Source organism: Microbulbifer maximicatervae (SeqCode) (genome assembly GCF_052467385.1).
Genome location: NZ_CP174311.1, coordinates 5119818 through 5146354 on the forward strand (window position 1 = coordinate 5119818; position 26537 = coordinate 5146354).

At 52.3% G+C, this 26537-nt stretch carries 26 protein-coding genes; 10 read left to right on the plus strand and 16 right to left on the minus strand.

Going from position 1 to position 26537, the window contains the following annotated elements; all coding sequences use genetic code 11:
- Positions 1–329 precede the first annotated feature (329 nt).
- Positions 330–1277, plus strand: a complete 948-nt coding sequence (locus ACJJIR_RS21945) for a putative porin (protein WP_444906836.1) — start codon at positions 330–332, stop codon at positions 1275–1277.
- A gap of 53 nt (positions 1278–1330) precedes the next feature.
- Here the strand turns inward: ACJJIR_RS21945 and ACJJIR_RS21950 are convergent, their stop codons facing one another.
- Positions 1331–2617, minus strand: a complete 1287-nt coding sequence (locus tag ACJJIR_RS21950; RefSeq protein WP_444906837.1) for a M48 family metalloprotease — start codon at positions 2615–2617, stop codon at positions 1331–1333.
- 72 nt (positions 2618–2689) lie between these two features.
- Here ACJJIR_RS21950 and ACJJIR_RS21955 point away from each other — a divergent pair, with 72 nt between their 5' ends.
- The 4 genes from ACJJIR_RS21955 (at position 2690) to ACJJIR_RS21970 (ending at position 4995) form a co-directional block, all read left to right on the plus strand.
- A complete protein-coding gene (locus ACJJIR_RS21955) occupies positions 2690–3169 on the plus strand; it encodes a DUF4265 domain-containing protein (RefSeq protein WP_444906838.1) in 480 nt (159 codons plus the stop codon).
- Positions 3170–3248: 79 nt separating this feature from the next.
- The gene (yaaA, locus tag ACJJIR_RS21960; protein ID WP_444906839.1) at positions 3249–4025 is read left to right on the plus strand and encodes a peroxide stress protein YaaA; all 777 of its coding nucleotides are present in this window, start codon (positions 3249–3251) and stop codon (positions 4023–4025) included.
- Positions 4022–4633, plus strand: coding sequence for a DUF938 domain-containing protein (locus ACJJIR_RS21965; protein ID WP_444906840.1), 612 nt, complete (start codon positions 4022–4024; stop codon positions 4631–4633). Before yaaA ends, ACJJIR_RS21965 begins: the two co-directional genes overlap by 4 nt.
- Before the next feature lie 2 nt (positions 4634–4635).
- Complete coding sequence (locus ACJJIR_RS21970) at positions 4636–4995, plus strand: hypothetical protein (RefSeq protein ID WP_444895650.1); 360 nt, start codon at positions 4636–4638, stop codon at positions 4993–4995.
- A gap of 12 nt (positions 4996–5007) precedes the next feature.
- Here ACJJIR_RS21970 and phoR read toward each other — a convergent pair whose 3' ends face one another.
- From phoR to ACJJIR_RS21990, 4 genes are all read right to left on the minus strand, one after another.
- A complete protein-coding gene (phoR, locus tag ACJJIR_RS21975; RefSeq protein WP_444906841.1) occupies positions 5008–6384 on the minus strand; it encodes a phosphate regulon sensor histidine kinase PhoR in 1377 nt (458 codons plus the stop codon).
- Between the two features lie 84 nt (positions 6385–6468).
- The gene (gene phoB / locus ACJJIR_RS21980; RefSeq protein WP_108735044.1) at positions 6469–7173 is read right to left on the minus strand and encodes a phosphate regulon transcriptional regulator PhoB; all 705 of its coding nucleotides are present in this window, start codon (positions 7171–7173) and stop codon (positions 6469–6471) included.
- Positions 7174–7283: 110 nt separating this feature from the next.
- Positions 7284–8102, minus strand: coding sequence for a 4-hydroxybenzoate octaprenyltransferase (ubiA, locus tag ACJJIR_RS21985; RefSeq protein ID WP_444908445.1), 819 nt, complete (start codon positions 8100–8102; stop codon positions 7284–7286).
- Positions 8103–8161: 59 nt separating this feature from the next.
- A complete protein-coding gene (locus ACJJIR_RS21990) occupies positions 8162–8839 on the minus strand; it encodes a chorismate--pyruvate lyase family protein (protein ID WP_444906842.1) in 678 nt (225 codons plus the stop codon).
- A 74-nt stretch (positions 8840–8913) separates the two neighbouring features.
- On the opposite strand from ACJJIR_RS21990, the gene ACJJIR_RS21995 reads away from it, so the two are divergent.
- Positions 8914–10230, plus strand: coding sequence for a dicarboxylate/amino acid:cation symporter (locus tag ACJJIR_RS21995; RefSeq protein ID WP_444908446.1), 1317 nt, complete (start codon positions 8914–8916; stop codon positions 10228–10230).
- Positions 10231–10240: 10 nt separating this feature from the next.
- Here the strand turns inward: ACJJIR_RS21995 and recG are convergent, their stop codons facing one another.
- On the minus strand, positions 10241–12346 hold the full coding sequence (gene recG / locus ACJJIR_RS22000) for an ATP-dependent DNA helicase RecG (RefSeq protein ID WP_444906843.1): 2106 nt from the start codon (positions 12344–12346) through the stop codon (positions 10241–10243).
- The gene (locus tag ACJJIR_RS22005) at positions 12325–13248 is read right to left on the minus strand and encodes a hydrogen peroxide-inducible genes activator (protein WP_282930624.1); all 924 of its coding nucleotides are present in this window, start codon (positions 13246–13248) and stop codon (positions 12325–12327) included. The genes recG and ACJJIR_RS22005 overlap by 22 nt, the downstream gene beginning before the upstream one ends.
- Positions 13249–13437: 189 nt before the next feature.
- On the opposite strand from ACJJIR_RS22005, the gene ACJJIR_RS22010 reads away from it, so the two are divergent.
- On the plus strand, positions 13438–13698 hold the full coding sequence (locus ACJJIR_RS22010; protein ID WP_108735039.1) for a GlsB/YeaQ/YmgE family stress response membrane protein: 261 nt from the start codon (positions 13438–13440) through the stop codon (positions 13696–13698).
- 142 nt (positions 13699–13840) lie between these two features.
- A complete protein-coding gene (locus ACJJIR_RS22015; RefSeq protein ID WP_282930625.1) occupies positions 13841–14725 on the plus strand; it encodes a sugar nucleotide-binding protein in 885 nt (294 codons plus the stop codon).
- 47 nt (positions 14726–14772) lie between these two features.
- Here the strand turns inward: ACJJIR_RS22015 and ACJJIR_RS22020 are convergent, their stop codons facing one another.
- From ACJJIR_RS22020 to ACJJIR_RS22055, 8 genes are all read right to left on the minus strand, one after another.
- Complete coding sequence (locus ACJJIR_RS22020; RefSeq protein WP_282930626.1) at positions 14773–15156, minus strand: Rid family detoxifying hydrolase; 384 nt, start codon at positions 15154–15156, stop codon at positions 14773–14775.
- 155 nt (positions 15157–15311) lie between these two features.
- Positions 15312–17429 carry a bifunctional GTP diphosphokinase/guanosine-3',5'-bis pyrophosphate 3'-pyrophosphohydrolase gene (spoT, locus tag ACJJIR_RS22025; protein ID WP_282930627.1) on the minus strand — a complete coding sequence of 706 codons (2118 nt, stop codon included), beginning with the start codon at positions 17427–17429 and terminating at the stop codon, positions 15312–15314.
- A gap of 51 nt (positions 17430–17480) precedes the next feature.
- Positions 17481–17744, minus strand: a complete 264-nt coding sequence (gene rpoZ, locus ACJJIR_RS22030; RefSeq protein ID WP_413663830.1) for a DNA-directed RNA polymerase subunit omega — start codon at positions 17742–17744, stop codon at positions 17481–17483.
- A 98-nt stretch (positions 17745–17842) separates the two neighbouring features.
- The gene (gmk, locus tag ACJJIR_RS22035; protein ID WP_444906844.1) at positions 17843–18463 is read right to left on the minus strand and encodes a guanylate kinase; all 621 of its coding nucleotides are present in this window, start codon (positions 18461–18463) and stop codon (positions 17843–17845) included.
- A 223-nt stretch (positions 18464–18686) separates the two neighbouring features.
- Complete coding sequence (locus tag ACJJIR_RS22040) at positions 18687–19931, minus strand: sterol desaturase family protein (RefSeq protein WP_444906845.1); 1245 nt, start codon at positions 19929–19931, stop codon at positions 18687–18689.
- A gap of 334 nt (positions 19932–20265) precedes the next feature.
- The gene (locus ACJJIR_RS22045) at positions 20266–22017 is read right to left on the minus strand and encodes a S8 family peptidase (RefSeq protein ID WP_444906846.1); all 1752 of its coding nucleotides are present in this window, start codon (positions 22015–22017) and stop codon (positions 20266–20268) included.
- A 528-nt stretch (positions 22018–22545) separates the two neighbouring features.
- Complete coding sequence (locus ACJJIR_RS22050) at positions 22546–23103, minus strand: rhomboid family intramembrane serine protease (RefSeq protein WP_444906847.1); 558 nt, start codon at positions 23101–23103, stop codon at positions 22546–22548.
- 88 nt (positions 23104–23191) lie between these two features.
- The gene (locus ACJJIR_RS22055; protein WP_444906848.1) at positions 23192–24079 is read right to left on the minus strand and encodes a YicC/YloC family endoribonuclease; all 888 of its coding nucleotides are present in this window, start codon (positions 24077–24079) and stop codon (positions 23192–23194) included.
- 109 nt (positions 24080–24188) lie between these two features.
- On the opposite strand from ACJJIR_RS22055, the gene rph reads away from it, so the two are divergent.
- Complete coding sequence (gene rph, locus ACJJIR_RS22060) at positions 24189–24908, plus strand: ribonuclease PH (RefSeq protein WP_413663824.1); 720 nt, start codon at positions 24189–24191, stop codon at positions 24906–24908.
- Positions 24909–24974: 66 nt separating this feature from the next.
- On the opposite strand, the gene ACJJIR_RS22065 is transcribed toward rph, so the two are convergent.
- Entirely contained in the window at positions 24975–25742 is a 768-nt protein-coding gene (locus ACJJIR_RS22065; protein ID WP_413663823.1) for an exodeoxyribonuclease III, read from the minus strand.
- Positions 25743–25856: 114 nt separating this feature from the next.
- On the opposite strand from ACJJIR_RS22065, the gene pyrE reads away from it, so the two are divergent.
- Positions 25857–26510, plus strand: a complete 654-nt coding sequence (pyrE, locus tag ACJJIR_RS22070; RefSeq protein WP_444895660.1) for an orotate phosphoribosyltransferase — start codon at positions 25857–25859, stop codon at positions 26508–26510.
- The last annotated feature ends 27 nt before the right edge of the window (positions 26511–26537 follow it).

The following is a 26537-nucleotide window of genomic DNA, read 5'->3' on the forward strand; positions in this document are numbered from 1 at the left end:
CTTAATTTTTGTGCGGGCTTACTAAATGAAAGCTTGTCGATTCGAATGTTTCGTAAAAACCTGTGGGTGAATAACTTTCATCGATAGGTGTCTCCAGGCGAAAGATTGCTTGTCAGTTCAGTAGAACTATATGAGCAGTGGAAGCATAAAGAATCTGTTGTGTGAATTGAATTATCTAGGTTTGGTGATAATAGCATATTTACCGTATAGTCCATTTATATGTGGATTCTGCTTTTATCTCATACAAATAGTATTTGTTGCGCAGTAAAAAAATCTTGCTAGAATTCGCACCCCAATTTAGGTCATTATGTTAACGAAAGGTTTCGGAAATGAGATTCAGTCTCGCTATTCTTCCCCTGTTACTTCTCTCTGTAACAGCTGACGCTGAGAAATATAATTCAATTACTACAGCTGGATATTCTAGCTTGGATTATGATCTAGATGTTATGGGTAGTGAGTTCGATTTAGATGGCAATCAGTTTTTGGCTGAAACTACTTATTTCTTTTCTGGAAAAGAAACTCTAGGCCCTCTAAAAGAGTTTGAATATATTAACAAAGTAAGCAATGTGTCGGCTGCCTTTTTCCACAATGAGGTAGATAAAAATAATGCCGATAATTACGCTGTGACCGGAGAGTATTTTGCTAAAAATGGTTTTATTTTCGGTGTTGATTTGACCGAAGTTAATGATCGCAATATTGATACGGTTGCTCTTGGCTATTTATTCACCCCGAACTTTTTATTGGGACTTTCCCACACTGATTTTGAGTCTGATGAAGAGACTTATGTTGAATTTCGATACAATCATCCGTTGAGCGGTGCTGATTATATTGGTTTTGATTTTGTCAGTAACGATGGATTCGATGTGGCTGTCTTTTCCTCCAAATATTTCACAAACCTGGGAGGTGGGAGGTATTTGACCACTGAACTTTCCTATGCCAACTATGAAGGTGATGACGATTATTGGCAGATCGGTGCAGAATATTTCTTTACCCAACGCAGTTCGTTTGGTATGAAACTGGACGAGAAAGACGATATGAAGCTGGCTTTCACCCACTTCTTTAGTCGGAATATTGCCTTAGAGGCTGCTTATAGCACTATGGAGGCAGATGATAATATTAATATTCGCAGCTTTGGTAGTGATACCTATCGTGCAGGATCTACCTCAACGCTTGATGTTATACCAGATCTTGAAAATGATACCGTGCTTAGCCTTGTGACTCCTTTTATTGAACTTGATGTTGAAAAGTTTGAACTTAGCCTAACAGTTCAGTTATAAGTAAGCTTAAAAGGGCTATCTCAGATAGCCCTTTTTATTTTAATCGGATTTATTTATCCCTTGCTGGCGATGGCTTTTATTCGATTTTGTGCCATGGTGCCAATTTCCCCTCCAGCCCCGGCAGCCTCCTGATAGTGCTTGTAAGCACTTTGCTTATTTCCCTGTCTCTCATAGGTCTGGCCGAGGTAGTAGTGTGCGTAAGCGGTATCCAGATAGCGTAGTGATCTGGTTAGGTCGCCCTCTGCAGAGCTATAATTTTTTAATTGGATATAAGTGATTCCCCGCTTTAGCCAATACGAAAATAGCGCCGGATTCTTTTGGATGGCACTATCGTATGCCTTTCGGGCATTTTTATATTGTTTCTTTTGGCTGAGTATATCGCCTTCTAGCGCAAAAAAGGTAGCTTCTTTGGGTTGCTGTTTTTGAGCTTTTTTCACCAGCGTTAGTGCAGAGTCAAACTTTTTATTATTGGCTGCGGCAACCGCATCGTCGTAATTCTTGTAAGCATCTGCATCGCGCTTTAATTGCGCTATGGCTTTTTGGTAGGCAGCCCGATTGGTGATTCCCCCTTTGGGTAGAGATTGACTGTGCTTGATATTAGCGCTGACACGAGATTGGGAAGGGGGGTGGCTGGCAAAGAGCGCTTCCAGTCCACCAGTTTGCCGCCCCTCCGACAGTTCAACAAATTTTCTTTGCAGGCGTACGGCCCCCCGGGGGTCATATCCCGCAGCGGCCATATATTTCATGCCGTATTGATCTGACTCTAACTCATTGCCGCGACTGTAGCGGGCAATATAGGCGGAGCCCCCCAGTTGAGTCCCGGTGGCAATCAAGTCAGAGTAGCCAGAGTCCTGGGTGGCAGCTCCCACGATTGCCAGGCTAGCGCCCAGTAATTGTTGTTGGGACATCGCAGTTGCGGAATGTCGCGCAGCAGCGTGAACTATCTCATGGCTTAGTACGGCAGCGAGCTCAGCTTCGTCATCGAGTAACACCAGCAGGCCTCGATTGATGGCAATTTTGCCGCCGGGCAGGGCCCATGCGTTGGGAACCGAGTTGTTCAGAACCACAAACTCGTAAGGTAGCTGGGGGCGGTCTGAGACCCGCGCCAGCTTTTGGCCAACCTGGCTGACGTAGTTTTGCAGGGCTGGATCAATGGTGTATTGGCCGCCCTGCTGTTGTTGGTTAGCAGCGTAGTGCTGTTGCCCCAGTTGAACCTCCTGCTGCGGAGATATCAGCGAAACCTGTTTCTCACCGGTGACTGGATTGACAACACACCCGCCGAGAATGGATGTTGTCAGAAATGCGACACATGCCGTAAGCGCCTGGGTACGCGAGATCATTGCCTTCCTCCCTGTATAATGTTGAGTCATTAGAATGGTTACTCATTGTACACAGTACGGGAACTGAGGTTTATGACGGCACTTCAAGTCATTGAGTTATTTGCGGGCAACAACCCCGAAGGTGAGCCCGTGGTGGAACGGCTACAGGTTCGTGTGAGCGAGGATGATAGCTGCCAGCTGGTGCGATCCCCTGTCTTTATTAAAGGAATCGCCAGTGGGGATTACATTAAGGTCGATAAAGACACCCAGCAATTTGAGTTGGTAAAGCGCTCGGGCAATTTGGCGGTGCGTATTTTTTGTCGCGGTGATAGTACGGAACTGTCTGATAAGTTGACCCCACAGCTGGAAAAACTCGGGGGTGAGTTGGATCTCGAGGCGCCGCGAGTATTGGTCTACAGCATTCATGTCAGCTGTGGATTCGATAAGATTGAGGAGATCCTCAACACTGCCTGCGATGGGGCTAACAGCGTTTGGTATTACGGCAATGTTTATGACCCTAAAGACGGGCAAACACCACTCAATTGGTGGCAGGACGTCCTAAAGCCGGAGTAAACATCCGCGATATATTTGGGCCAGCCACAATAGCTTGGTAGTGTGTGGTTGAGGCGATAGCGAAGTGAGAAGGCACCCGATGTTAATAGTTATTTCACCGGCGAAAACCCTGGACTATGAAAGTGATATTCCCTCACTGGAAACCACCCAGCCGGACTTTTTGAAAGAGTCAGCAGCCCTGATCAAAGAGTTGCGCGAACTGAGCCCGCAGCAGGTTTCCAGCTTGATGAAGATTTCAGATAAGTTGGGAGTCTTGAATTACGATCGCTTCCAGACTTGGAAGCGCCCGTTTACCGATAACAACGCCCGCCCCGCCCTGCTCGCCTTTAAAGGTGATGTTTATACCGGATTGGAGGCGGAGACTATGGGTAAGCGGGACTTTGCCTATGCGCAAAAGCACTTACGTATGCTCTCTGGCCTTTATGGTTTACTGCGCCCATTGGACTTGATGCAACCCTATCGCCTCGAGATGGGCACTAAATTTGAAAATGCCAAGGGTAAGAATCTCTATGAATTTTGGGGAGATAAGATTACCGAAGCATTGAATGCGCAGTTGCAGGGCGTGAAGAGTCGCGAGTTGGTAAACCTCGCATCCAATGAATATTTCAAATCAGTCAAAACCAAGCAGCTTGATACTCAGGTGATCACCCCGCATTTTAAGGACCTGAAAAATGGTCAGTATAAGATGATTAGCTTCTTCGCTAAAAAAGCCAGAGGCATGATGAGTCGCTGGGCCATTGACCAGAGGGTAAAGAAGGCTGAAGAGCTGAAAGGGTTTGATGTGGCCGGTTATGTCTATAACCCGAATATGTCCACTGAGTGGGATTGGGTATTTACCCGGGATGAACCGCAGTGAGTAGTACTGAATTGCCGAATGCGCCCTCCTGCGGGCGCAATCGCGAGCCGATTCTCCAACAACTGACTCGCCTGTTGGCTTCAAGTCGTAAAGTGCTTGAGGTTGGCAGTGGTACAGGTCAGCACGCAGTATATTTTGCTCCGCATTTACCGCATCTGGAGTGGCAAACTTCAGAGCAATCGCAACAGCTGGAGGCAGTAAAGTCCTGGCTGGCGGAGGTCCCCAATAGCAACCTGCCACAGCCGTTAGTGCTCGATGTTGGTGATTCTTGGCCCGAGATTTCGGCTGATGCTATTTTCACTGCAAACACCTTGCATATTATGTCGGCTGAACTGGTGCAAAAGTTCTTTCTGCACAGTGCCGATATTTTGGAGCCGGAAGGTTTGTTGATTGTTTATGGTCCGGTGAAAATTGCAGGAGAGTTTATTGGCCCTACTAATGCTGATTTTGATATTGAGTTGAAGGAGCGTGATCCCAAGCGGGGGATTCGCGATCTCGAATGGCTCGATCAGGTGGCGGAAAGTGCGGGGTTCAGTCGCGTAGAACTAAATTACCTGCCAGCCAATAACCAATTAATGGTCTGGCGGAAAAGTGATAATAAGGAGTAACCATGCCTGAGTGGTTGGAAATAGTGGTAATTGTGGCTTTTGCCATTGGAGCGGTATTCTTTTTTGCTAAATACCGAGAGACAGCGGCGGCACTGCATGAGAGCGAGCGCATGAAAGCCCGTTTGTCGAATGACTTGAATCGCTATCGCGATGTACCCAAGCTGCGCGCTCTGCGAGATGCCCTCATCGGTGTTAAGGCCCTGCCTACCGATGATGAGGGCAATGAGCACCTACTGCTGCGCGATGGGGATTTGCAGTTGCACCATTTGGTTTTGCGCCGGGAAGCAAACGCTCTGGGTAAAGAGGGCACGGCCAGCTATATCAAAGACGGTAAAGAAGTAGAGCTGCAGGAACTGGAGTAATCGAAAGCCGCTTTAATTAGCGGCTTCAGAGCTCAACCTGGATGCCGGCTTTAGAGCCAGCTTTGCTGGTGGAAAGTGAAGCGTGAAGAGACTGCCCTGCCCGGGCGTACTTTCTACACTCATTTCTCCATTGTGTCGCAGCAACACGTGCTTAACGATCGCCAACCCGAGACCCGTGCCGCCACTGTCCCGTGAGCGGCCTGGATCAACTCGATAGAAGCGCTCAGTCAGGCGGGGAATATGGATCGAATCGATACCGATACCGTTGTCCTCTACGGAAAAGTGCCCGCCTTTGTCATCCTGCCACCAGCGCAATTGAATCTCGCCCTCTTCGGGAGTGTATTTCACTGCATTTAAAACTAAGTTGGCAAAAGCACTGTGTAATTCGCCGGGGTCTCCATTGAGGTAGCAATCCCCTTTGCAATCAACTTCAATATGATGCCGATCGCCACTGAAGCTGCGTGCTTCCTGGGCCACCCTCTCAATCAGTTCTGGCACAGCCACAGCCATATCCCCGCTCTTGCGCTCTGAGGTCTCCAAGCGAGCCAATAGCAGCAGGTCATTGACCAGCGTACTCATGCGGCCAGTCTGCTCCTCCATTTGTGCCAGGGGTTTCCTCCAGGGAGGCGGTGCCATATCACTACTTTGCAGTGTTTCCAGGTAGCCGGCAATTACGGTGAGGGGGGTGCGTAGCTCATGGGAAACATTGGCGACAAAATCCCGGCGCATCTGCTCGAGATTGTGTAAACGGGTGATGTCGCGAACAATGACCAATGCCTCATCTTTACCGTAGCGGGTGACTTCCAGCTGTAACATACGAGCTTCATTGCCAGGTGCGGGCAGAGTGAGGGGTTCCCCGTTGTTGTCACTGTGCATATAGCTGACAAAGCCAGGGTCGCGGACAAAGTTGACTAATGACTGGCCGGAATCACTGGCTTGCAACCCTAGGAGTTCACCCGCTGCAGGGTTCCACCAAGCCAGGTTATCGCCGTCTTCCAGGGCTACAATGCCCTCGCGCAGGGCACTGGTACTGTCTTGTACCCGGCGCAACATCACGTGCAGCTTCTGCTTCTCGCGGCGGTGGCGCCGCTGCATACGGTAAAAGTCGTCGTAGATTTCGCCCCAAATACCAAAGGCGGTTGGGGCTGGGCCGCGTCTGCCGTTTGCCAGCCAGCGGTTGAAACGTTGCTGTTGCCACAGCACTGAGATCAGGTAGCTGGCCAATCCCGCAATCAGGGCGAGAGACCAGCTGCCGGAGGTGACACCGAGAATGGTGCACCCCAGGGCGATAATTACGAAACGCGAGAACTCGCCAATACTGCGATCCAACATAGAGTTGCCGTGTTGCCTGATAGATGGCGGCAGTGGCACAGCCTCTTCCGCCCGCATTCAATACCTCATGGAACCAGGCCCGCACCCGTTAAGTACGGAGGTTTGATTCTGCAGGGATCGGTACCGATCCAGAGAGGATTGTCACACTTTTTCTGCGGTTTGCACAGAAAACCGATACCCGGTGCCGCGAACTGTCTGGATATAGCGGTCGTGGCCATCAATGGCCAGGGCTTTGCGCAGACGGCGGATATGGACATCCACGGTGCGCTCCTCTACATAGACATTCCCACCCCATACATGATCGAGGAGTTGGGTGCGTGTATAGGCGCGCTCCTGGTGGGAGAGGAAGAAGGTGAGCAGGCGAAACTCTGTTGGCCCCATATCCACCGGCTGCCCTTTGATAGTGACTCGGTGACTCAGTGGGTCCAATATCAGTGCGCCGGCACTGAGCGGTTCTTCCGGGGTTGCCGGGCCCGCGCGGCGCAGTACGGCCTTTAAGCGTGCAACCAGCTCCCGGGGGGAGAAAGGCTTGGTGATGTAATCGTCGGCCCCGGTCTCTAACCCTTTGATTTTATTGTCTTCTTCACCTTTTGCCGTGAGCATGATGATCGGCAACGAGGTGGTGAGTTCATCGCGCTTGAGGCGCCTTGCCAGCTCTACCCCGGAAACATCCGGCAGCATCCAGTCGAGCAGCACTAAGTCGGGCTTCTCGTCGATAATCAGGGCGTGAGCTTCCTGGGCGTTTTCCGCCTCAAGGCAGCGGTAATCTGCCATTTCCAGTGCGACCCGCAGCATATCGCGCACTGCGGATTCGTCATCGACAATCAGGATCGTTTTACTGTGCATTTGCCTGCCATACCCGCTCTGTTGTCAGGGTTTCCCAAGTTATGGCCGAGGATTAAACGGGATTTATATGACAAATATATGACGCTCCACTTCTGGGGCCCACTCATCTTTCAATTCAGCAGAAAATGCAGCGATATGCCGGCGAAAATGGCAAACCCTACCCAATTATTGTTGATAAAAGCCTGAAAACAGCCCTCTCGCCCTCGGTCCCGAATCAGCCACTGTTGATAAACGAATAAACCGCAAACCGGCAATAGCGCCAAGTAGTAAAAAGTGCCGAGAGAAAACCTTGATCCAATAAGTAGCAGGGCTATTAGAACTAAAAGTTGTAAGGTTCCGGTGATGACCTTGTCCATCTCCCCAAACAAAATGGCGGTGGACTTAACGCCGATCTGAAGATCGTCATCGCGGTCCACCATCGCATAGAAAGTGTCGTAGCACAGGGTCCATACCAGGTTGGCGGTATAGAGCAACCAAGCCTCTGCTGGCACTTCTCCTGTAACCGCTGCGAAAGACATGGGGATTCCCATACTAAAGGCGGCGCCCAGAACCATCTGGGGCAGGTGTGTGTGGCGCTTTGCAAAGGGATAGCCGAATGCCAGAGCCAGAGCTAAAAACGAGAGGAGAATCGTGAGTGTGTTGGTGCTGAGTACCAGTAAGAAGGCGGTAGCGCTGAGCCCGACGAAAAGCGCCAATGCAGACTTTGGAGTCAGTGCGCCGGTGGCCAGGGGACGCTCTGCGGTGCGTTTTACATGGGCGTCAATTTTGCGATCGGCGAAGTCATTGACTGCACAGCCAGCCGCTCGCATCAGGATCACACCGAGTGTGAATACGATAAACAAGTGAAAGCCCGGCCATCCCTCAGCGGCTAGCCATAGTGCGCACCAAGTGGGCCAGAGTAACAGCAGTGAACCTATGGGCTTGTCCATCCTCGCCAATTGCCAGTAGGGCAGCGCGGTGGGCCAGCGTTGTGCGATCTGTTGGCTGATCACAGTGAATCCTCAGTTGCGATAGTTTTGGCAGCTTCTTGCGCCATGGGGTCACCTGTCGGTGTGAAGTTGGGAAGAAAAGCCTCTGACACCAGTAAAGGCTTGTCCCGCAGCCAGAATACCGAGCGGCGACCCCAGACTTCAGAATCCTTTTCCCCAAGTTCACGATCGGCGCAGCCAGGGGATTTCTGCAGCAAATTTAGGGCGATCTCCCCCCTGCGAATGCCCGGTTCACTAAACAGCAGCTCCCCCAGCGGACGAGTATCCAGGCTGCGCAGATTGCGAGATTTTCCTTGCAGGCTGCGCTCGGGTAAAACGCTGCGGGCATACACCCAGGGCTGTCCGCAACCGTAGAGCAGTACTTCCCGAATCAGAGCCCGGCTACCACTGTGTAACCCCAGTACAAGGTATTCTTCTGGGCGAGGTGTCTGCCAACCCTGATAGAGCACGCGAACATAAAAGTCCCCGTCACTTTGCTGCTTGAGAGCGGCGGTGAGTGATCCGGAATAGGTCAGCCAGGGCACCAGATTTTTGGGTGGTTGCTGCTGGGTTTCAAGAGGCAAACTCTGCCAATCGCCAGAGGGCACAAATGGTGATTGGTGCAACGATAACTCCGCAGTCTGGATAAAGGCCCCATTGTATCCCGGCCGGTGGCAACAGGTCTCTCCCTGTTGCATTTTTGCTCCCCAGCACGGCAATGGATATAGTGCTCACTGCAATGAAAACAACGATTCATAAAGAGAAGCTTGTTATGGGGCTTACTAGAAAAATTTTATTAGGGATGTCTGCGGGCGCTGCCATTGGAATTGGCATCAATTTGCTCGGTGAAAGTCAGCTAGTTGGCGCCGGTGTCAACAACGTCATTAATCTATACCTCACCGAAGGTTTGTTCGACGTTATTGGTCGAATCTTTATCGCTTCATTGAAGCTGATGGTGGTGCCTCTGGTGCTAGTTTCTCTGATTAGCGGTGCTTGCTCCCTGTCAGAGGGAAGTCGAATTGGACCTCTGGCAGGTAAAACTATTCTTCTCTATATGGTGACAACGGCCATTGCTATTACTTTGGCCCTGTGTTTGGCATTGATATTCCAGCCTGGAGTTGGCGTCAACGAAACCGTAGCTGGTGCGGTATCAGGGTTTGAGCCTAAAGAATCCCCACCTCTTTCTGAGGTGCTGGTCAATATTTTCCCGACCAATCCTGTGGCCGCTATGGCTGAGGGAAATATGCTGCAGATTATCGTATTTGCCCTATTGATGGGGTATGCGATTTCCCGCTGTGGGGAGCCGGGTCAGCGAGTTGCGGCACTATTTAGCGACCTCAACACGGTTGTTCTCCGTATGGTCGGAGTGTTGATGGTTTTCGCCCCCTATGGCGTTTTTGCTCTACTGGCAAAGACTTTTGCACAACTGGGCTTTGAGGTACTTTTACAGCTGGCTAAATATTTCTCTGTGGTTCTTGGTGCCTTACTTGTCCATGCACTGGTTGTCTATTCAGTACTTTTGAAACTTCTCAGCGGCCTCAATCCTATAGAGTTGCTCAAAAAAATGCGTTCAACCATGATGTTCGCTTTCAGTACCGCTTCTTCTGGGGCCACCATCCCAGTCACCTTAGCCACGGTTGAGAAACGCCTGGGGGTGGATAACAAAATTGCTGCATTTACCGTTCCTTTGGGTGCCACTATCAACATGGATGGCACTGCGATTATGCAGGGGGTGGCTACGGTCTTTATTGCCCAGTTCTTTGGAATTGAGATTGGCCTGACAGGCTTCCTGACGGTGATCCTGACAGCAACTCTGGCTTCTATTGGTACTGCCGGGGTGCCCGGCGTCGGCCTGATTATGCTGGGTATGGTATTGCAGCAAGTGGGTCTGCCGCTCGAGGGGATTGCCATTGTGATCGGCGTAGATCGCCTGCTGGATATGGTGCGCACGGCGGTCAACATTACCGGTGATGCGGTAGTAAGTAGTGTGGTGGCGAAGAGTGAAGGCGCCCTGGACGAAGAGACCTACTACGACGCTAATTACAATAGCGTCAGTATTAACGATAACAACACGATAGGCGCCCACTAGGGCGCTCTCCTCAGGCCTCGGCGAAACGGGGCTTGTTCTGTAACCAGCGTTTAATCAACTGTTGTCGCATGCCCTCTGTCAATTGAGGGGAAATAGCAATTCTTTGCACTTGCGGCAGCAGCTCAGCATCCCTCTGCAAGTCTGCGATACGGTGCTGGATCTCCCCTGTCTGGCGGGTACCGAGGATTTCCCCGGGACCTCGCAGACGCAGGTCTTCCTCTGCAATAGCAAAACCATCACTGTGTTGACGCAGCGCTTGCAAGCGGGCGCGGCCATTCTGCGATAGTGGTGTGCCGTACAGCAGCACGCAGTGGCTGGCGATGGAGCCGCGCCCGACCCTGCCGCGCAACTGGTGCAATTGGGCCAGGCCCAGGCGTTCGGGGTTTTCGATAATCATCAGGCTGGCATTGGGCACGTCGACGCCCACTTCAATGACCGTGGTGGCCACCAGCAAATCTACTTCCCCGGCCTTGAAGGCGCTCATCACCTGCTCTTTTTGTTCTGGTTTCAGGCGGCCGTGTACCAGGGCCACGCGAACGCCTTCGAGCATTTCGGCGAGCTCTTCGGCGGTCGATTCTGCCGCCTGGGCCTGCAGGCTTTCCGACTCCTCGATAAGGGTGCAAACCCAGTAGGCCTGGCGGCCCTCGGCGATGGCGCTTTGCACCCGTTCCATAACCTGGTCGCGCCGATCATTGGCAATGGCAACGGTGTTGATGGGTTGTCGCCCTGGCGGCAGCTCATCGATGATTGAGCAATCCAGGTCGGCGAAGGCGGACATCGCCAAGGTGCGGGGAATCGGTGTAGCGGTCATAATCAGCTGGTGGGGTTGCAGCCTGCCGGTAGCTCCACTTGCCGCCCCTTTCTCACGCAGCTCCAGGCGCTGCTGTACGCCAAAGCGGTGTTGCTCATCGATAATCACTAACACCAGGTTGTGGAAAGCCACCTCTTCCTGAAAAAGTGCGTGGGTGCCCACCACTAACTGGGCATCGCCACTGGCGATCTTGCCCAGCTGTTTACGCCGCTCGGCAGCCTTTAAGCTGCCCGTTAGCTGAGCAACTTCAATACCCAAAGGTTCCAGCCAATTACAAAAATTGATCCGGTGCTGCTCTGCCAGGATTTCTGTCGGTGCCATGACTGCTACTTGAGCACCGGTCCCAATGCCCTTTAGGGCAGCCATAGCGGCGACCAGGGTTTTTCCCGCGCCCACATCTCCCTGCAATAAGCGCATCATCGGGGTTTGTTGAGCCAGATCCTCAGCGATTTCCTCGCAAACTCTCTGCTGTGCGCCGGTGAGGGAAAATGGCAGACGCGACAAAAAGTCTCGCTCCAGGGATCGGTTAACGGACAGAGGTGGTGCCGCTACCCTAGCGCTATTGCGCCTCAACTCCAGCAGACTCAGATGGTGTGCCAGTAACTCTTCCAGGGCCAGACGCTGCTGGGCGGGGTGAGTACCTGCTGCCAGTTGATCTAGCTGGGTGCCAGCCGGAGGGGCGTGCAAATACAGCAAGGCGTCCCGGAGGGGGTAGCGCAGAGATTTGGGTAACAGCTCTGCCGGCAAGAACTCGGTAACAGCACCGTTTTTCAGTAGAACCAGTGCCTGCTCCACCAATCCTCGCATACGGGCCTGGCTCACACCTTCTGTTAGCGGGTAAACCGGCGTAAGGGTATCTGCGGTCTCCGCGTTTTCGATACCGACGATTTCCGTTTCCGGGTGGTAGAGCTCCAGGCCGTTGGCTCCGCGACGGGCCTCCCCAAAGCAGCGTATTCGGGTTCCTCGGGCAAAGCGGCTTTTCTGTGCGGCAGAAAAATGAAAAAAGCGCAGGGTTAAGGTGCCGCTGCCATCCTGTAATCTGACCACCAGGCTGCGGCGGCGGCCGAATACGACATCGGCGGCACTGACCTCTCCTTCGATTACCACATCCATACCGGCGGTGAGGCCGGCAATAGGCACCACCCGGGTGCGGTCTTGATAGCGTAGGGGCAAGTGGAAAACCAAATCCTGTAGGGAGTTGATATGGAGTTTGGCCAACACCTGGGCAAATTTATCCCCCACGCCTTTGAGGGTGGTAACGGGCAGCTCGGCCAGGTTGTTATCTATCCCACGGTCAGGTGACACTGGCTGATGGCCTCTCGCAGTATGTCGATTGCGCGGTGTCGGGGGAAGCTTGCCCGCCAGGCCAGTGCTACGGTGCGGCGTGGGCCCGGTGCGGTAAAGGGGCGGGTCTCCAGCAGGCCACTGGCATACTGTGATGCGGTGGCGGCTGAGAGTGGCAATACGGTAATTCCAAGCCCTGAGGCCACCATATGGCGGAGTGTTTCCAGTGAGCTGCCATCTGCGGCTGTGCGTATGCTGCCGCCGCCCGCTTCTTTTTCCATGGTTAGCTGCAGGTGCGGACAAGCTTCCAGTACCTGATCGCGGAAGCAGTGACCCTCACCCAGCAGAAGCACATTGTCTTCAGTGAGTTGATCCGGGGAGATAACCTCCTGCTTTGTAAGTGGATGGCCTGCGGGCATCAATACAACAAATGGCTCGTCGTACAGGGGTTGGGTGACAACGTCGGGCTCGGTAAAGGGGAGAGCAATAATGATGGCATCCAGTTCACCCTTGCGCAGCCTCTGTCTCAGCGTGGCGGTATATCCCTCTTCAACATAGAGTGGCATTTCTGGTGCCAAATGCTGTAGTTGGGGAATAAAGTGTGGGAACAGGTAGGGCCCAATAGTAAAGATGGCGCCAACTGACAGGGGGCTCGCCAGCTGGTCCTTGCCGGCGCTGGCGATGTCTTTGATGGCTGCTGATTGTTCCAGAACCAGCTGGGCCTGGGCGACAATTCTCTCGCCCAATGGGGTTGCCTGCACTCGAGTTTTTGAGCGCTCAAACAGAGCGACACCGAGCTCTTTCTCCAGTTTCTTTACCGCGATAGAGAGTGTCGGTTGGCTGACGTAACAGCGCTCGGCGGCACGGCCAAAATGCTGTTCCTGGGCGAGAGTTACGATATAGCGCAGTTCATTGAGAGTCATGGTCGAGGCAATTAGATGGCCATTAGTAATAGTAATTATTCATAAATAATCGCCGCTGGCCAATACCCTGTCTCAATCTGTAAGCTGAGAGCGAATATTGGGAAAATTTACTAGTTTTGGGAATTCAGGTGGGATTGAGGCGCAAAATTTTGCTATATCTGTAAGGGGCACACCGAACGGAGATACGTCATGGGAGTTCTGTCCTGGGTCATTCTCGGGTTGATTGCCGGCGCTTTGGCAAAGTGGATTATGCCCGGGAGAGATCCTGGTGGTTGGATAGTCACTATGGTCATCGGCATTGTCGGTGCCTTTATTGGAGGCTGGCTGGGTGCCTTGATTGGGTTCGGTGGCCCAGTGACTGGTTTCGGAATTGGCGACATAATAACGGCTACGATTGGTGCGATAATTTTTCTTGCGATCTATCGCATGTTCAAAAGGCGTGGCAACTAGTCCGCCTTTGGGGAGAGCCTCGGCGGCGAACTATAAGCATTCCGAATTTGATATTTGCCCAAATGACCCCAGCACCTTAGGACTGAATAGCACTGAATCAAGGGAATAAGGTGGACAGCAAAGATTGTTCACCGGGAACTATATGACACAACAAGAAAAGCTTTGGATCCTTGGGTGTGGTGACCTCGGGGCGAGACTGGCACTGCATATAGACCGAAAGCAATACGCGGTTTATGGAATGCGGCGCAATCCCCTGGTAGCTCTGGCGAGTAAGCGCCGGGCAGATGTGGTGAATTGGCGCCGGGGGGATGCCACTAAGAAAGAAGATATTGAACGCTTGTTGTCTACGGGGGCGGATGTCATTCTCGCGACATTTACCCCCACTGAGCACACACCAACCGGCTATCACCGCGCCTATGTGGAAACGGCAAAGGCAGTCGCTGAAGTTGTTCCGCACCTTCCATCCCCACCGCGCTTGGTTATTTGGGTTTCATCTACTCGTGTTTATGGCCAAAGCGGTGACGACTTTATCGATGAGCAAACCTTACCCCTGCCCAGTGGTTTTCAGGGAGATAGTTTGCTGGCAGCTGAAGAGATCATTCGCAACGCAATTCCCAACAGTTGCATTGTGCGCTTTGCGGGAATTTATGGGCCTGGTCGAGATCGCTTGTTGTCGCAGGTTCGCGCTGGTCGCTGCGCTCCTCCCCAGCCACCGCAATATAGCAATCGCATCCATGTCGATGATTGTATTGGTTTTTTATTGCACCTTATTGAAAGGCACAAACAGGGGTGGGTCCCGGAGCCCCTTTATATAGGCGCCGATAGCCAGCCTGTGCCGATGTACGAGCTGCAACAGTGGTTGGTAAAAGCGATGGGATATACCAGTGCCCACCTGCGCGAGATTGTGCAAACGAGCGAGCGCCGCTCGAAAAAGCTCAGCAATCAGTTGATGCTGTCCAGTGGTTACGAATTGAAATATCCAGATTACAAGGTGGGCTATAGCGCTCTGTTGGAGTCGGAGGGCTGAGCTGCCCTCCTCAATTATTGCCACAGCATCGGCGAGAACTTCTTGCCTCAGGTCACCATAATCGCTTCGGCTTCAAAAAGGGCTCCCCGCGGCAACTCCTTGACGACGACGGTTGCCCTGGCGGGATAAGGCTCTTCGAAAAACTCTGCCATTATCTCATTTACAGCGGCAAAGTTGCTGCTGTCGGTAATGTAGAGATTGAGTTTCACAATATGCTGAAGCGATCCGTCAGAGGCCTCACAGACTGCGCTGAGGTTGCGAAAGACCTGGTGGACTTCATCGCTAAAACCTCCGCTAATCATCTGTTGTGTCTCTGGGTCCAGAGCGATTTGTCCCGACAGGTAAACAGTATTATCCACTTTTACTGCCTGGGAATAGGTACCAGCTGCGGCGGGTGCCCGGTCGGTTTTAATAACGGCTCGATTGGGCATGGGGTACTCCATTACTTATCAATATTGTTGAAAAGGAAGACCTATACGGAACTTCCGATTAATCCCTTACTTATTTGCGGGGCTTTCAGAAGTCGGTTAAATATATCGCGCTTTGAAGCCTAATGGCAGTTCCCAATGGGATTCCCTTGTGTTCCTCAAGGGCGGGCGATGCGTATGACAGAAGGGAGGTTGCGCAGGCGCTTCATAACCCGAGCCAAATGTACACGGCCACTGACTTCCAGGGTCAGGGAGATCACGCTGTTGTGAGCATCCTTCTCATCCACATTGATCTGCTCGATGCTGGCGCCCTCTTCCGTAATACGAGTAGCCAGTCGGGCAATAATCCCTCTCTCTGACTCGACTTCTACCCGCACATCACCGAGGAACTCTCCTGTCACATCCGGTGACCAGTTCACCAGCATGATGTTTTCTGGGTGCTCGCGAAAATCACCGGTATTGCGGCAGGTGTCGCGGTGTACTACTACGCCTTTGCCCGAGCTGATATGGCCGATAATGGCATCCCCGGGAATAGGACGGCAACAGCGAGCGAAGCTGATCATCATGCCCTCTTGGGCATCGATCGTTAAGGGAGAAGAGATATTGCTGGCTTCAGTCTCTTCACTGGTGACGGGCGCGAGTAATTTAGCGGCAGAGAAGGCCACTTTACTGCCCATACCTATCTCTTCCAGCAGCTTGTCCAAAGTTGCGCATTTCGCCTCTTTGAGGCCCGCTTCTAATTGCTCTGGCGATAGCGCGTCTAGGCTCGTGTCGAACTTACTGAGTGCTTTTTCCAGCAGGCGCCGGCCCAGGGTAATGGAATCGTGGTGACGCTGGTGCTTGAGGAAGTGACGGATAGCACTGCGCGCTTTGGCGGTTACTACAAAATTGAGCCAGTTAGGGTTTGGCTGTGCAGTTTTGCGCGTGAGAATCTCGACTTTTTGCCCGCTTTCCAGAGGTTGGGACAAAGGGGCCAGGCGCTGATTGATACGCACGGCAACACAGGAGTTGCCGATATCCGTGTGTACGGAATAGGCGAAGTCCACGGCAGTGGCTCCTGCGGGGAGGTCAACGATCTGCCCTTTAGGGGTAAAGACGTAAACTTCATCCGGGAACAGGTCAATTTTTACGTTTTCAATAAACTCTAACGAGTCGCCGGCGCGCTGCTGCATCTCCAGCAGTCCCTGGACCCAGCGCCGTGCGCGCACCTGGCTGGTGCCACCGGTATTGATCACCTCATCGCCGGAGGCTTTGTACAGCCAGTGGGCGGCAATGCCACTGTTGGCCATTTCATCCATTTCCTTGGTGCGGACCTGAACTTCAATGGGCACCCCGTGCATACCCAGCAGCACTGTGTGCAGTGACTGGTAGCCATTGGATTTGGGGATAGCGACGTAATCTTTAAACTCGGAGATTACCGGTTTGTACAGGCTGTGCATAACACCGAGAACCCGGTAACAGGTATCCACACTGTCCACAATGATGCGGAAAGCGTAGACATCCATTATCTCCTTGAAGGACTTCTTCTTGGCGCGCATCTTTTGGTAGATGCTAAATAGGTGCTTTTCCCGACCAATCACCAGAGAGCTGATGCCCTCCCGCTGCAAGCGCAGTTCTATAGCATTCTGAATCTGTTCCAGCAGCTCTTTGCGATTGCCGCGGGCGGCGACCAGGGCGGCGCGCAAGCGGCTGGCACGTAGTGGGTAGATGGCAAAAAAAGCGCGATCCTCGAACTCGATACGAACGTCGTTCATACCCAGTCGGTGGGCGATGGGTGCGTAGATCTCCAGCGTCTCGCGGGCAATACGGGCACGCTTCTGCGGTTTCAGTGCACCAAGAGTGCGCATATTGTGCAGGCGGTCGGCCAGTTTGACCAGAATCACGCGGATATCGCGGGCCATGGCTAGCGCCATCTTCTGGAAGTTTTCCGCCTGCTTTTCTGCAGGGCTGTCGGTCTCGAACTGGGTTAGTTTGGAGACCCCATCGACCAGGTCGGCAACCTCTCCACCAAACTGCTCGGCCAAAGCTGCCTTGGGGATACCCGTATCTTCGATCACATCGTGCAACATGGCTGCCGCCAAGCTCTCGTGATCCATATGCATGCCCGCGAGAATAGTGGCAACTGCCAGCGGGTGGGTGACATAGGGCTCGCCGGAACGGCGCTGCTGACCATCGTGAGCCTGCTCCGCGTAAAAATAGGCGCGGCGGACGATTTGGATCTGGTCGGGAGGAAGGTATGAGGAGAGGCGGTGGGCCAAACTATCTATGGTGTGCAATGCCGCGCGCGCCTCTCGTAAAACACAAAAAGTACCCAGTAAGAGACCTGATCAGACTTGCTGATCTGTTAGGTAGTTGGGGGCAACGATAGGAGCAGGTGCCTCTTCGCGTTCCGGCTCGTCGAGGATGGCGGCATCCACCAGGCCCTCTTCGATTTCGCGCAGGGCAATTACCGTGGGCTTATCGTTTTCTTCGGGAACCAATGGATCCCTGCCGCCTGTAGCGATCTGACGGGCGCGTTTGCTGCCGACGATAACGAGCTCGAAGCGGTTGTCCACATGCTCAAGGCAATCTTCAACGGTAATACGTGCCATAAACTTTCGTTTCCATTTGCTGTGCCCGAAGGCAAATTCTGTACAGGGGACCGGCTATTTTACCGGACCGGGAAATGTATGCAATTCGATCAATTGGTTCAGTGGCGCAACAGTGCCTGAAGTAGATCGCCGTGGCGCAGTTGCTGCAGCTCTAAGCGCTGTCGCTGGGCAACGATAATGGCACGCAGCTCTGTTAACGCTTGCTCGAAGTTATCGTTGATTACCAGGTAATCTGCGGCGACATAATGGGTCATTTCGTCGATGGCCTGGTCCATACGGCGATCAATGACCGCTTGATCGTCCTGACCGCGTCCGGTGAGGCGCTCACGCAGGGCTTCCTGGGACGGAGGCAAAATAAAAATACCCACTGCATCAGGGCGCAGGCGACGAACCTGTTCGGCCCCCTGCCAATCGATTTCCAGGATTACATCGCGACCACTGGCAAGAGTCTCTTCGATCTCAGCTTTGGCGGTGCCGTAATAATTATCGCCATAAACTTGGGCGTGCTCAAAAAAAGCATCGCGCTCCAACATTGCCAAAAATTCTTCTCGCTCGACAAAGTGATAGTCAACGCCGTGAGTTTCGCCTGGGCGCATGGCACGAGTGGTATGGGAAACCGATACGGTAACCTGGCTGTCGCTGTCTACCAGCGCTTTGACCAAGCTGGTTTTTCCTGCACCGGAGGGAGCGGAGACGGTGTAGAGGGTTCCTGTTTGCACAACTGATCCTGTTCGCGAGCAAAGAGCCCATTATAACCGAAGCTTGCGTCTGGAGATGAAAGAGTGTCATGAAGGGACAAGGCTAGCCCCCGACCGGGGTGGGGGTATCTGTTGGGAGATTCAGGGCGCGTTACCACCTGCGCGCCTGGGCCCGGCCGGGATAGCCTCGCGGGAGTTTCTCAATCACCGCCAACCACCTGTGATTAAGGGGATCTCCCTGTTGTTAATCGCTAACGAAAGTGACTCTATCCTCTTTGCGCCGGGTTGCCAACCACCACCATACCAAAGAGCTTGCGAGCAAGTAGGATATGAAGAGTGGTACATATGTATTGTTTAGTAGCGGAATAGCGCAGATGAGTGCTGCGAGTCTCAAAGTTTCGAGGCGCCCTGAAATAGGATGACCATCCAGTATCCTTCCATTAATTGCCAGGCAAATAATCAAGGCAATAACCGAGCCCATAAGTTGCCAGAAACTCAATACGCTGGTGAACCAGAGGAGAGATAAGGTTGTGGCGGTATAACAGAGGTGTTGTGCGAATGCGTAGTTGCGCAAACCAGGGCTAATTTCAGGGTTGAAACGTTTAAAGTTTGTCAGATCGGTAGAGGCTACTGGCATGGATTTTTCTACATCTGCGGGTCTGTAGCCTGTGGGGCGTAACCAAAGAGTGCACTTGTCCCACCAGCTTTTCGTATGCCAGGCATCAATTGCCATGCGCTTTAAGTGTTGTAAATTGGCTGCTACAGGATCAAAGGTATTCAGGGGCTTACGCACACCGTAAAGACAGGGCTCAGTTTCGAGTTCCTGCTGGTAGGTGCCAAATAAGCGATCCCAAAGTATTAATATTCCGCCGTAGTTTTTATCTACGTAGACAGCGTTCTGGGCGTGGTGTACCCGGTGATTCGAGGGGGTAATGACAAACCACTCCAACCAGCGGATCTTGGGTATTTTTTGTGTGTGAACCCAAAACTGGTAAATAAGATCAATTGCGCCGGCGACAATAACAATTTCTGCCGGCAAACCAATCAATAGAAGCGGTAGATAAAATATCCAATCCAGCTGTAGCCCCCCCGAAGACTGGCGCAATGCTGTGCTCAGGTTGTAGTCCTCACTCTGGTGGTGCACCAGGTGTTCTGCCCAAAAGATGTTTACCTCGTGACAGATACGGTGCTTCCAGTAGTAGCAGAAGTCGTATGCGAGAACCGCCAGGGCCAGGTGCCAGACATTGTCGATAGACCAGTTGAAACCAACCCATTGATAGTAGGGTTGTAGCAACGTAAACAGCGGGATATAGATAACGAGGAATAAGCTTTTATAGGTAAGCCCGATAATACGATTGAGAATCCCCGTGCTGAGATTGCCAATAGTGTCATTCAGCCTGTAGAGCCCCCAGCCTTTCCAGCGATCTAGGGCGAACTCCATAAGCATGGCGGTCAGAAAAAATGGAATAGAGAAAGTAAGCAGGTCCACAGAAACCCCATATTTTTATTATTAGATAGCGTATCTATTGAACTCTGCCACACGGCTACTGGGCCGCATATGCCAGTGATGTATGGATTCTGAAATCAGTCAGTATTCGCTGAAGGGATTTTGACGTAATTAACTTTCAGGTTTACAAAAGTGGTGCCTGATTGGCACTAACCAAAAGATTGGCAAGAGCATGCGATACGTCGAATTGGTACCACGGCTAGGTGCGACTTTCGATGTTTAATCATGGTTTTCTTCGTGAAAGGATTTTCTTTGGAGTTTATAAATAGAAAGACCGGCAAATGCCGGTCTTTTTTTACTCTGAACGGGTCGCTATTTACTCGCTAGCTTCCGCTTCCAAAGTCACACCGCTGTAGGATTCATACCCATAGACACTGATGTACCAGGTGCCGGAATCCGGGTTGCTAATGGTGCAGCTCTCCTCGTTACCCCAGAGGTATGGACGACAGTCATATCGACGCAGGGTAGGATAGTTACCGTGGCGCACGTAGAGATCAACTTCGCCGGAGCCACCGGACATCTCTATAGTAAGGGTGGAAGTCCCAGACTCAACATCAATGGTGAAGTCATTCCAGCTGCCCTGGCTGCCAGAAAGGTTAGTTTCTGTCCAACCTGAACCATTGCTGCCACTGTCGTCATCGTCGTCGTCGCCATTACCACTATCGTCGCCGCTCGCCATAGCTACAGCTGCTGCCGCGTCCACAATACCGGAGCCGCAGTTGTTGCAAGAAGAGGGGAAGCTGCGAGCAGTGCTGGTGAGGATCGATTCAACTTCATCCGGAGTAACGTCGGGGTTAACCGAATAAATCAGCGCTGCTGCGCCGGCGACATGGGGGGCTGCCATACTGGTGCCCTGGCTGTAATAGTAGCTATCGCTGCCCGCATCGGTAGAGCCGTTGTTGTAGGTGGAAAGGATACCGTCGGAATCGTTTGCGAAGCTCTGTGCGCCACCGGGTGCAGCGACATCAACCACATTGCCATAGTTGGAGTAATAAGAGCGGCCGCCGGTACGGTCAGTTGCCGCAACGGTAATAACCCCATCACAGCTGGCAGGCGAGTATTGGCTTGCGTTGGCACCACTGTTACCAGCGGCGACAACCACGGTAGCGCCGAGGCTGCGCGCAGTGTCGATAGCGCTTTGCGTGGTAGTGTCACAGCTACCGCCACCGCCGAGGCTCAGGTTCAATACTTGGGCTGGGTTTTGGTTGCTTGGTAATCCGCTGACAGAACCACCGGCACCCCAGATAATGCCGTCGGCAATATCAGAGGTATAGCCACCACAGCGTCCAAGCACACGAACGGGCACTATCTTCGCATCATAGGCTACACCGGCGATACCCATGTTGTTGTTAGTAACCCCGGCAATGGTGCCGGCTACATGGGTGCCGTGCCAGCTGCTGTCGCTCTCGGAGGGGATGCTCGGGTCGTCACCGCAGGCTTTATCTGTATACCAATCCCCTGGGTCAGTGGGATCGTCATCACGTCCATCTCCATCTACGGAGACGAAAGTGTCAGAAATCATATCGTAGCCTGGTAGGATATTGTCTACCAGATCGGCGTGGGGGAGATAACCGGTATCGAGTACGGCAACCACTACGCCATCGCCCTGGGTAACGTCCCAAGCTGAGGGCAGGTTCAAGCCGCCGGTGGACTCGTAGTAATGCCACTGGCTGAGATAGCTCGGGTCATTGGGCTCGGCCATCGCTTTCATAATCAGGTCCGGCTCTGCGTATTCCACATCCGGATCCTGTTTCAGGCGATCGATGATCGCATTTACTTCAGCTCTACTTTTACGGCCTTCCAGGCGCATTACCTGAGCGCCAGTGGCCATACGGCGGAGGTGGCGCATCTTGTGGCCGGCGCGACGGGAAGCTTTTTCGACCGTCTCTGTGGCCATGGTGGCCGCCCTCCCAACTTTAGCGCTCTCCTTGTACTTTACGATGATGCGGTCGGTTAGCAGTGTTTTTTCCGCGTCCGCTGCGTGAGTAGCGAAAGGGGTAGCACACAGTAACGAAAACGCACTCGCCAGAGTCGTCTTTTGCAAAAGACTTTTCAATGATGATTTCATTATTGTTATATCTCCGAGATATTTTAAATCCGGCTATCAGTATTCCGATAGGCCGGAGACTCCTGAAAAACTCCGCACTAACAAAATAAATTTGCTTAACGGATAGGCCTAGAAACTGTCTTTCTCACAGTCGGTAAGTCAGTTTGACCAAAATTGGTACCAAAGTTTCAAAATGGTACTTCTTTATAACGTTCGTGAAATTATTATCCTCAGCTTAAGCCTTTAATTTTGTGTGGCTTTTGGCGACAAATTTATAAGTTTTGGGAAAAAAATCTGATAGTGAGAATTTATCTACGGGAGAGATGTGGAGGGGTTCACAGGGGGAAATTGGTTAATAAGCGAATATTTTCAGATAAAAGAATTATCGTGCGTAGAAAAGATGAATCGCTATACGCTTCTTAGTGACGTGCACGTAGCATTTACGTAGCTTGGCTTTGGGGCCTGTTTCCTGAGGGTACCCCAGTAATGAAAACCTTTGCTGGCTACTACTGGGGCTTGAGGTTGAAAGGTTGGTGTTAGGACTTGTGTTTATCTGGCCTTGCTATAACTGGGAACTTTGGCCCACAGCTTTGCAGCCAGCAACCCAAAGATAAATCCAAATAGGTGGGACTCCCAGGAGATAAAACCACCCCGTGGCAAGACACCGAAAATAAGCCCTCCATAAAGAACGGCTACCCCAATAGATATTAATAAACGGCTAAATTTCCTGCTGATAAATCCCGCAAGAAGCAAAAAGCCAAAGTAGCCGTAGATTACTGAGCTAGCCCCTAAGTGATTACTACCCCTGCCTCCAAAAAGCCAAACGGCCAGTCCGGTGGTGATCACAACGAACAGGGTCACTTTCAGGTAAGTTTTTACCCCGTACTGCAGCACTAAGAAACTGAAGATGCATAGGGTGAATATATTCGAGAAGAAGTGCCAGCTATTTCCATGCAGTAATGGTGCAGAAAAGATATGGGGGAGGTGCTTGATTGAGAGGGGAACAATACCAAAGTAATTAAGCGATCGGCCGCTCAGAATATTAATAATCTCAATTGCAGCAAGCACTAAAAAAATAGCGCCGACCCACTTCAGGTTTTGTTGCATAAATACTCCTTAAAGGGTGAGCTATCATAAATCCCTCTGTCTGGTGGCAGAGGGGCATCCGCAGTCTCGGTGAGAATGCCCCAGAGGGTTATTCGATGTTTTGTACTTGCTCGCGCATCTGCTCGATCAATACTTTGAGCTCTACCGCAGCCTGGGTTGTGTCGGTAACCACAGACTTTGAGGAGAGGGTGTTGGCTTCGCGATTAAACTCCTGCATCAGGAAATCCAGCCGCCGGCCGATTGATCCACCGCCGGCTAAAACCCGACGTGTTTCAGAAGTGTGCGCACTGAGGCGGTCGAGCTCTTCATCCACATCAGCCTTCTGGGCCAACAGGACGATCTCCTGCTCGAGCCGGTCCTTGTCCAGCTCCACTTGCAACTCTTCCAGGCGGCTGCGCAGCTTGTCTCGCTGTGCCTCAAGGATTTGGGGAAGCAGTTCTCGAACTTTGGCCACCTGCTCTTCGATTCCCTTGAGTCGGGCCTCAATAAACTTGGCTAGCTCAGCGCCTTCGCGTTCACGGTTTGCGCGCAGCTGTCCCAGTGCCTCGCGAAAAGCCACCAATATCGTTGCCGACTGTTGATCGGTATCCGCTTCCGGTTCACTGATAACACCGGGCCACTGGAGAATTTGCAAGGGATTGAGTGGTTGAATATCCTCGCCATCCGCTACCTGTTTTGCCGCATGAATCAGCGCCTGGGCGAGGGGTTGGTTGATTTCCAGCCCAGTGTCTTCGGCGCTATTGGTCTTCAGGCTCAAGGTTAATTCAACTTTGCCGCGGGACAGCGTCTTACGCAGCGTATCGCGCAGTTGTGTTTCCAGGGAGCGAGCCGCTTCGGGTAAACGGAAATGTGGTTCCAGGTAGCGATGGTTGACCGAGCGCAGTTCCCAGATAGCAGTGCCGCTTGCGTAATTGGCCTCGGCGCGTCCAAAGGCTGTCATGCTGCGCACTTTGTTCTGTTCCCGTTGACTGGCCATAGCTGATCCCCTACAGGCGTATTAATCGGCCCGGCATAATAACACAGCGTTTGGATCGCCATGCTGGGGTATATAATGCGGGGCTTTCATTCAATATTTGAGGTGGACTATGCAGCGTCCCAGTGGCCGCGCCCCTGCGCAATTGCGCCCGGTAAAAATTACCCGCAACTATACCCGTCATGCGGAGGGGTCTGTGTTGGTGGAGTTTGGTGATACCAAGGTTTTGTGTAATGCCTCTCTCTCCAGTGAAGTCCCAAGGTTTTTACGCGGCCAGGGCAGCGGTTGGATTACTGCAGAGTACGGCATGCTGCCACGCTCCACAGGCTCCCGTATGCCCAGGGAAGCGGCCAAGGGCAAGCAGAGTGGCCGCACCGTGGAAATTCAGCGCTTGATCGGGCGCTCACTGCGGGCAGCGGTAGACCTGGAGAAGCTAGGTGAGAATCAAATCACCGTCGATTGCGATGTTATCCAGGCCGATGGCGGTACCCGAACCGCAGCAATCACAGGTGCTTGTGTGGCACTGGTTGACGCCCTGCGTCATATGCAGAGGGAAAAAATCATTGCCGAAGATCCGCTTAAGAATATGGTAGCGGCGGTATCGGTGGGAATTTATGAGGGGGAGCCGTTACTGGACCTGGATTACCCGGAAGACAGTTCAGCGGATACCGATATGAATTTGGTGATGGCCGAAGATGGCGGCATGATCGAGGTTCAAGGCACTGCAGAGGGTGAGCCATTTACCGAAAAGCAGTTCGCTCAGATGCTGGGGTTGGGCAAGGCGGGTATCGATGAGTTGATCGCTCTGCAAAAGCGGGCGCTGGACGAGTAAAGCTGCCGCCCCTTGGTTTGTATCCGGCCCTCTCCCAAAAGGGAAGGGGCCGGAACTCCGTGCGATTCAGACTTCGATTTCGTAGTCCATGATGACCGGTAAGTGGCTGGAGAATTTCACATTCTTATTGATTGCACCGTACTCAATGCGATTTTTCAGACCGTGAGAAACGATCTGCATATCAGTACGCCAGCCATCTCCTTCTCCGACAGTACCGCTGGGCCACCAGCTAAATTCGTCGGTATCTTTTACTACACGGCGAAAAGCATCGACATAACCAACATCATTAAACAGTTGGTCCAGCCAGCGCTGTTCGTGACGCATAAAGCCGGGAGAATCCTGGTGATCCTGCCAATTCTGTACGTCTGCACGACGGTGAGCCATGCCCCAGTTACCACAGAAAATAAAGTCGCGGCGTTTGCGGCTTATTTTTAGCAAGTGCGCCTGCATGTCCTCAAAGAATTGGACTTTTTTCTCTAACGACGTCTCATCTGAGGCGACTGGCGCGAGTAGGGAGCCAACACTCAGTCGCTCGAAATCCGCCTGTAGATAGCGGCCGTACATATCCTCACCATTGGCGAAGCCCATGCCGAATATGATGGCTTTGGGCTGGCTTCGGGTGTAGATAGCCACACCATTTTCGTGGGGGGTTCCCGAGTCGAAAAAGTAACTGTAATAACCGTCGGGGTGAAATATTGGGTGGTCCAATTCAGGCTCGAGAGAGCGCAGGTCCTGAAGGCAGATAATATCTGCGTCCTGCTCCGCCAACCAATCGTAGAGACCGCGTTGGGCGGCCTGATGAACGCCGTCTACCGACAAGCTTACTATTCGCATTATTAGCCCCTTACCAGCGGACTGTGTATCATTAGAAACATTATATGCATGCCTACCCCCGGGAATGCTACGGGGAGGTCTCCCTTCACCTTAGCCAATAGTTAACAATTTTCCATGCAGCAATATCAGCGCGATTTTATCCAACTTGCCCTGGATCATCAGGTTTTGTGTTTCGGCGACTTCACATTGAAGTCGGGCCGTCAAAGCCCCTACTTTTTCAATGCCGGCCGTTTCCACACCGGTGCTGCACTGGCAGCGCTGGGGCAGGCCTATGCCGAGGCGATAATCGCTTCGGGAGTGGAGTTCGATGTCATTTTTGGACCGGCCTACAAAGGTATCCCGCTGGGTGCGGTGACTGCTGTGGCTCTAGCCCAAAAGGGGATCGATAAGCCTTTCTGTTACAACCGAAAAGAAGCCAAGGATCACGGTGAAGGCGGAACCTTAGTGGGTGCGCCGCTTAATGGCAAGGTTTTGATTATCGATGATGTTATTACTGCGGGCACAGCCGTGCGCGAAGTGATGCAAATTATCGAATCTCATGGCGCAGAAGCAGCGGGAGTTGTGATTGGTCTCAACCGCCAGGAAAAGGCTAACGAAGATTGTGAATTCTCCGCTATCCAGCAAGTTGAGAGACAGTACAATATTCCTGTGGTCGGCATCGTGCAGTTAGACGATGTGATCAGCTTTCTCGAGCAGGAGTCGAATGACAGCGATACTCTGCAGAAAATTGTGGACTACCGGCAGCGCTACGGTGTCGCGGGTCAATAAATTTTGTCCCCCCTAGCCGTGGGCCGG

Coding starts and splice junctions, on each gene's coding strand:
- ACJJIR_RS21945 (WP_444906836.1), top strand. CDS start 330: ATGAGATTCAGTCTCGCTATTCTTCCCCTGTTACTTCTCTCTGTAACA.
- ACJJIR_RS21950 (WP_444906837.1), bottom strand. CDS start 2,617: ATGATCTCGCGTACCCAGGCGCTTACGGCATGTGTCGCATTTCTGACA.
- ACJJIR_RS21955 (WP_444906838.1), top strand. CDS start 2,690: ATGACGGCACTTCAAGTCATTGAGTTATTTGCGGGCAACAACCCCGAA.
- yaaA (WP_444906839.1), top strand. CDS start 3,249: ATGTTAATAGTTATTTCACCGGCGAAAACCCTGGACTATGAAAGTGAT.
- ACJJIR_RS21970 (WP_444895650.1), top strand. CDS start 4,636: ATGCCTGAGTGGTTGGAAATAGTGGTAATTGTGGCTTTTGCCATTGGA.
- phoR (WP_444906841.1), bottom strand. CDS start 6,384: ATGCGGGCGGAAGAGGCTGTGCCACTGCCGCCATCTATCAGGCAACAC.
- phoB (WP_108735044.1), bottom strand. CDS start 7,173: ATGCACAGTAAAACGATCCTGATTGTCGATGACGAATCCGCAGTGCGC.
- ubiA (WP_444908445.1), bottom strand. CDS start 8,102: ATGGACAAGCCCATAGGTTCACTGCTGTTACTCTGGCCCACTTGGTGC.
- ACJJIR_RS21990 (WP_444906842.1), bottom strand. CDS start 8,839: ATGCAACAGGGAGAGACCTGTTGCCACCGGCCGGGATACAATGGGGCC.
- ACJJIR_RS21995 (WP_444908446.1), top strand. CDS start 8,914: ATGGGGCTTACTAGAAAAATTTTATTAGGGATGTCTGCGGGCGCTGCC.
- ACJJIR_RS22005 (WP_282930624.1), bottom strand. CDS start 13,248: ATGACTCTCAATGAACTGCGCTATATCGTAACTCTCGCCCAGGAACAG.
- ACJJIR_RS22010 (WP_108735039.1), top strand. CDS start 13,438: ATGGGAGTTCTGTCCTGGGTCATTCTCGGGTTGATTGCCGGCGCTTTG.
- ACJJIR_RS22015 (WP_282930625.1), top strand. CDS start 13,841: ATGACACAACAAGAAAAGCTTTGGATCCTTGGGTGTGGTGACCTCGGG.
- ACJJIR_RS22020 (WP_282930626.1), bottom strand. CDS start 15,156: ATGCCCAATCGAGCCGTTATTAAAACCGACCGGGCACCCGCCGCAGCT.
- rpoZ (WP_413663830.1), bottom strand. CDS start 17,744: ATGGCACGTATTACCGTTGAAGATTGCCTTGAGCATGTGGACAACCGC.
- ACJJIR_RS22045 (WP_444906846.1), bottom strand. CDS start 22,017: ATGAAATCATCATTGAAAAGTCTTTTGCAAAAGACGACTCTGGCGAGT.
- ACJJIR_RS22050 (WP_444906847.1), bottom strand. CDS start 23,103: ATGCAACAAAACCTGAAGTGGGTCGGCGCTATTTTTTTAGTGCTTGCT.
- ACJJIR_RS22055 (WP_444906848.1), bottom strand. CDS start 24,079: ATGGCCAGTCAACGGGAACAGAACAAAGTGCGCAGCATGACAGCCTTT.
- rph (WP_413663824.1), top strand. CDS start 24,189: ATGCAGCGTCCCAGTGGCCGCGCCCCTGCGCAATTGCGCCCGGTAAAA.
- ACJJIR_RS22065 (WP_413663823.1), bottom strand. CDS start 25,742: ATGCGAATAGTAAGCTTGTCGGTAGACGGCGTTCATCAGGCCGCCCAA.
- pyrE (WP_444895660.1), top strand. CDS start 25,857: ATGCAGCAATATCAGCGCGATTTTATCCAACTTGCCCTGGATCATCAG.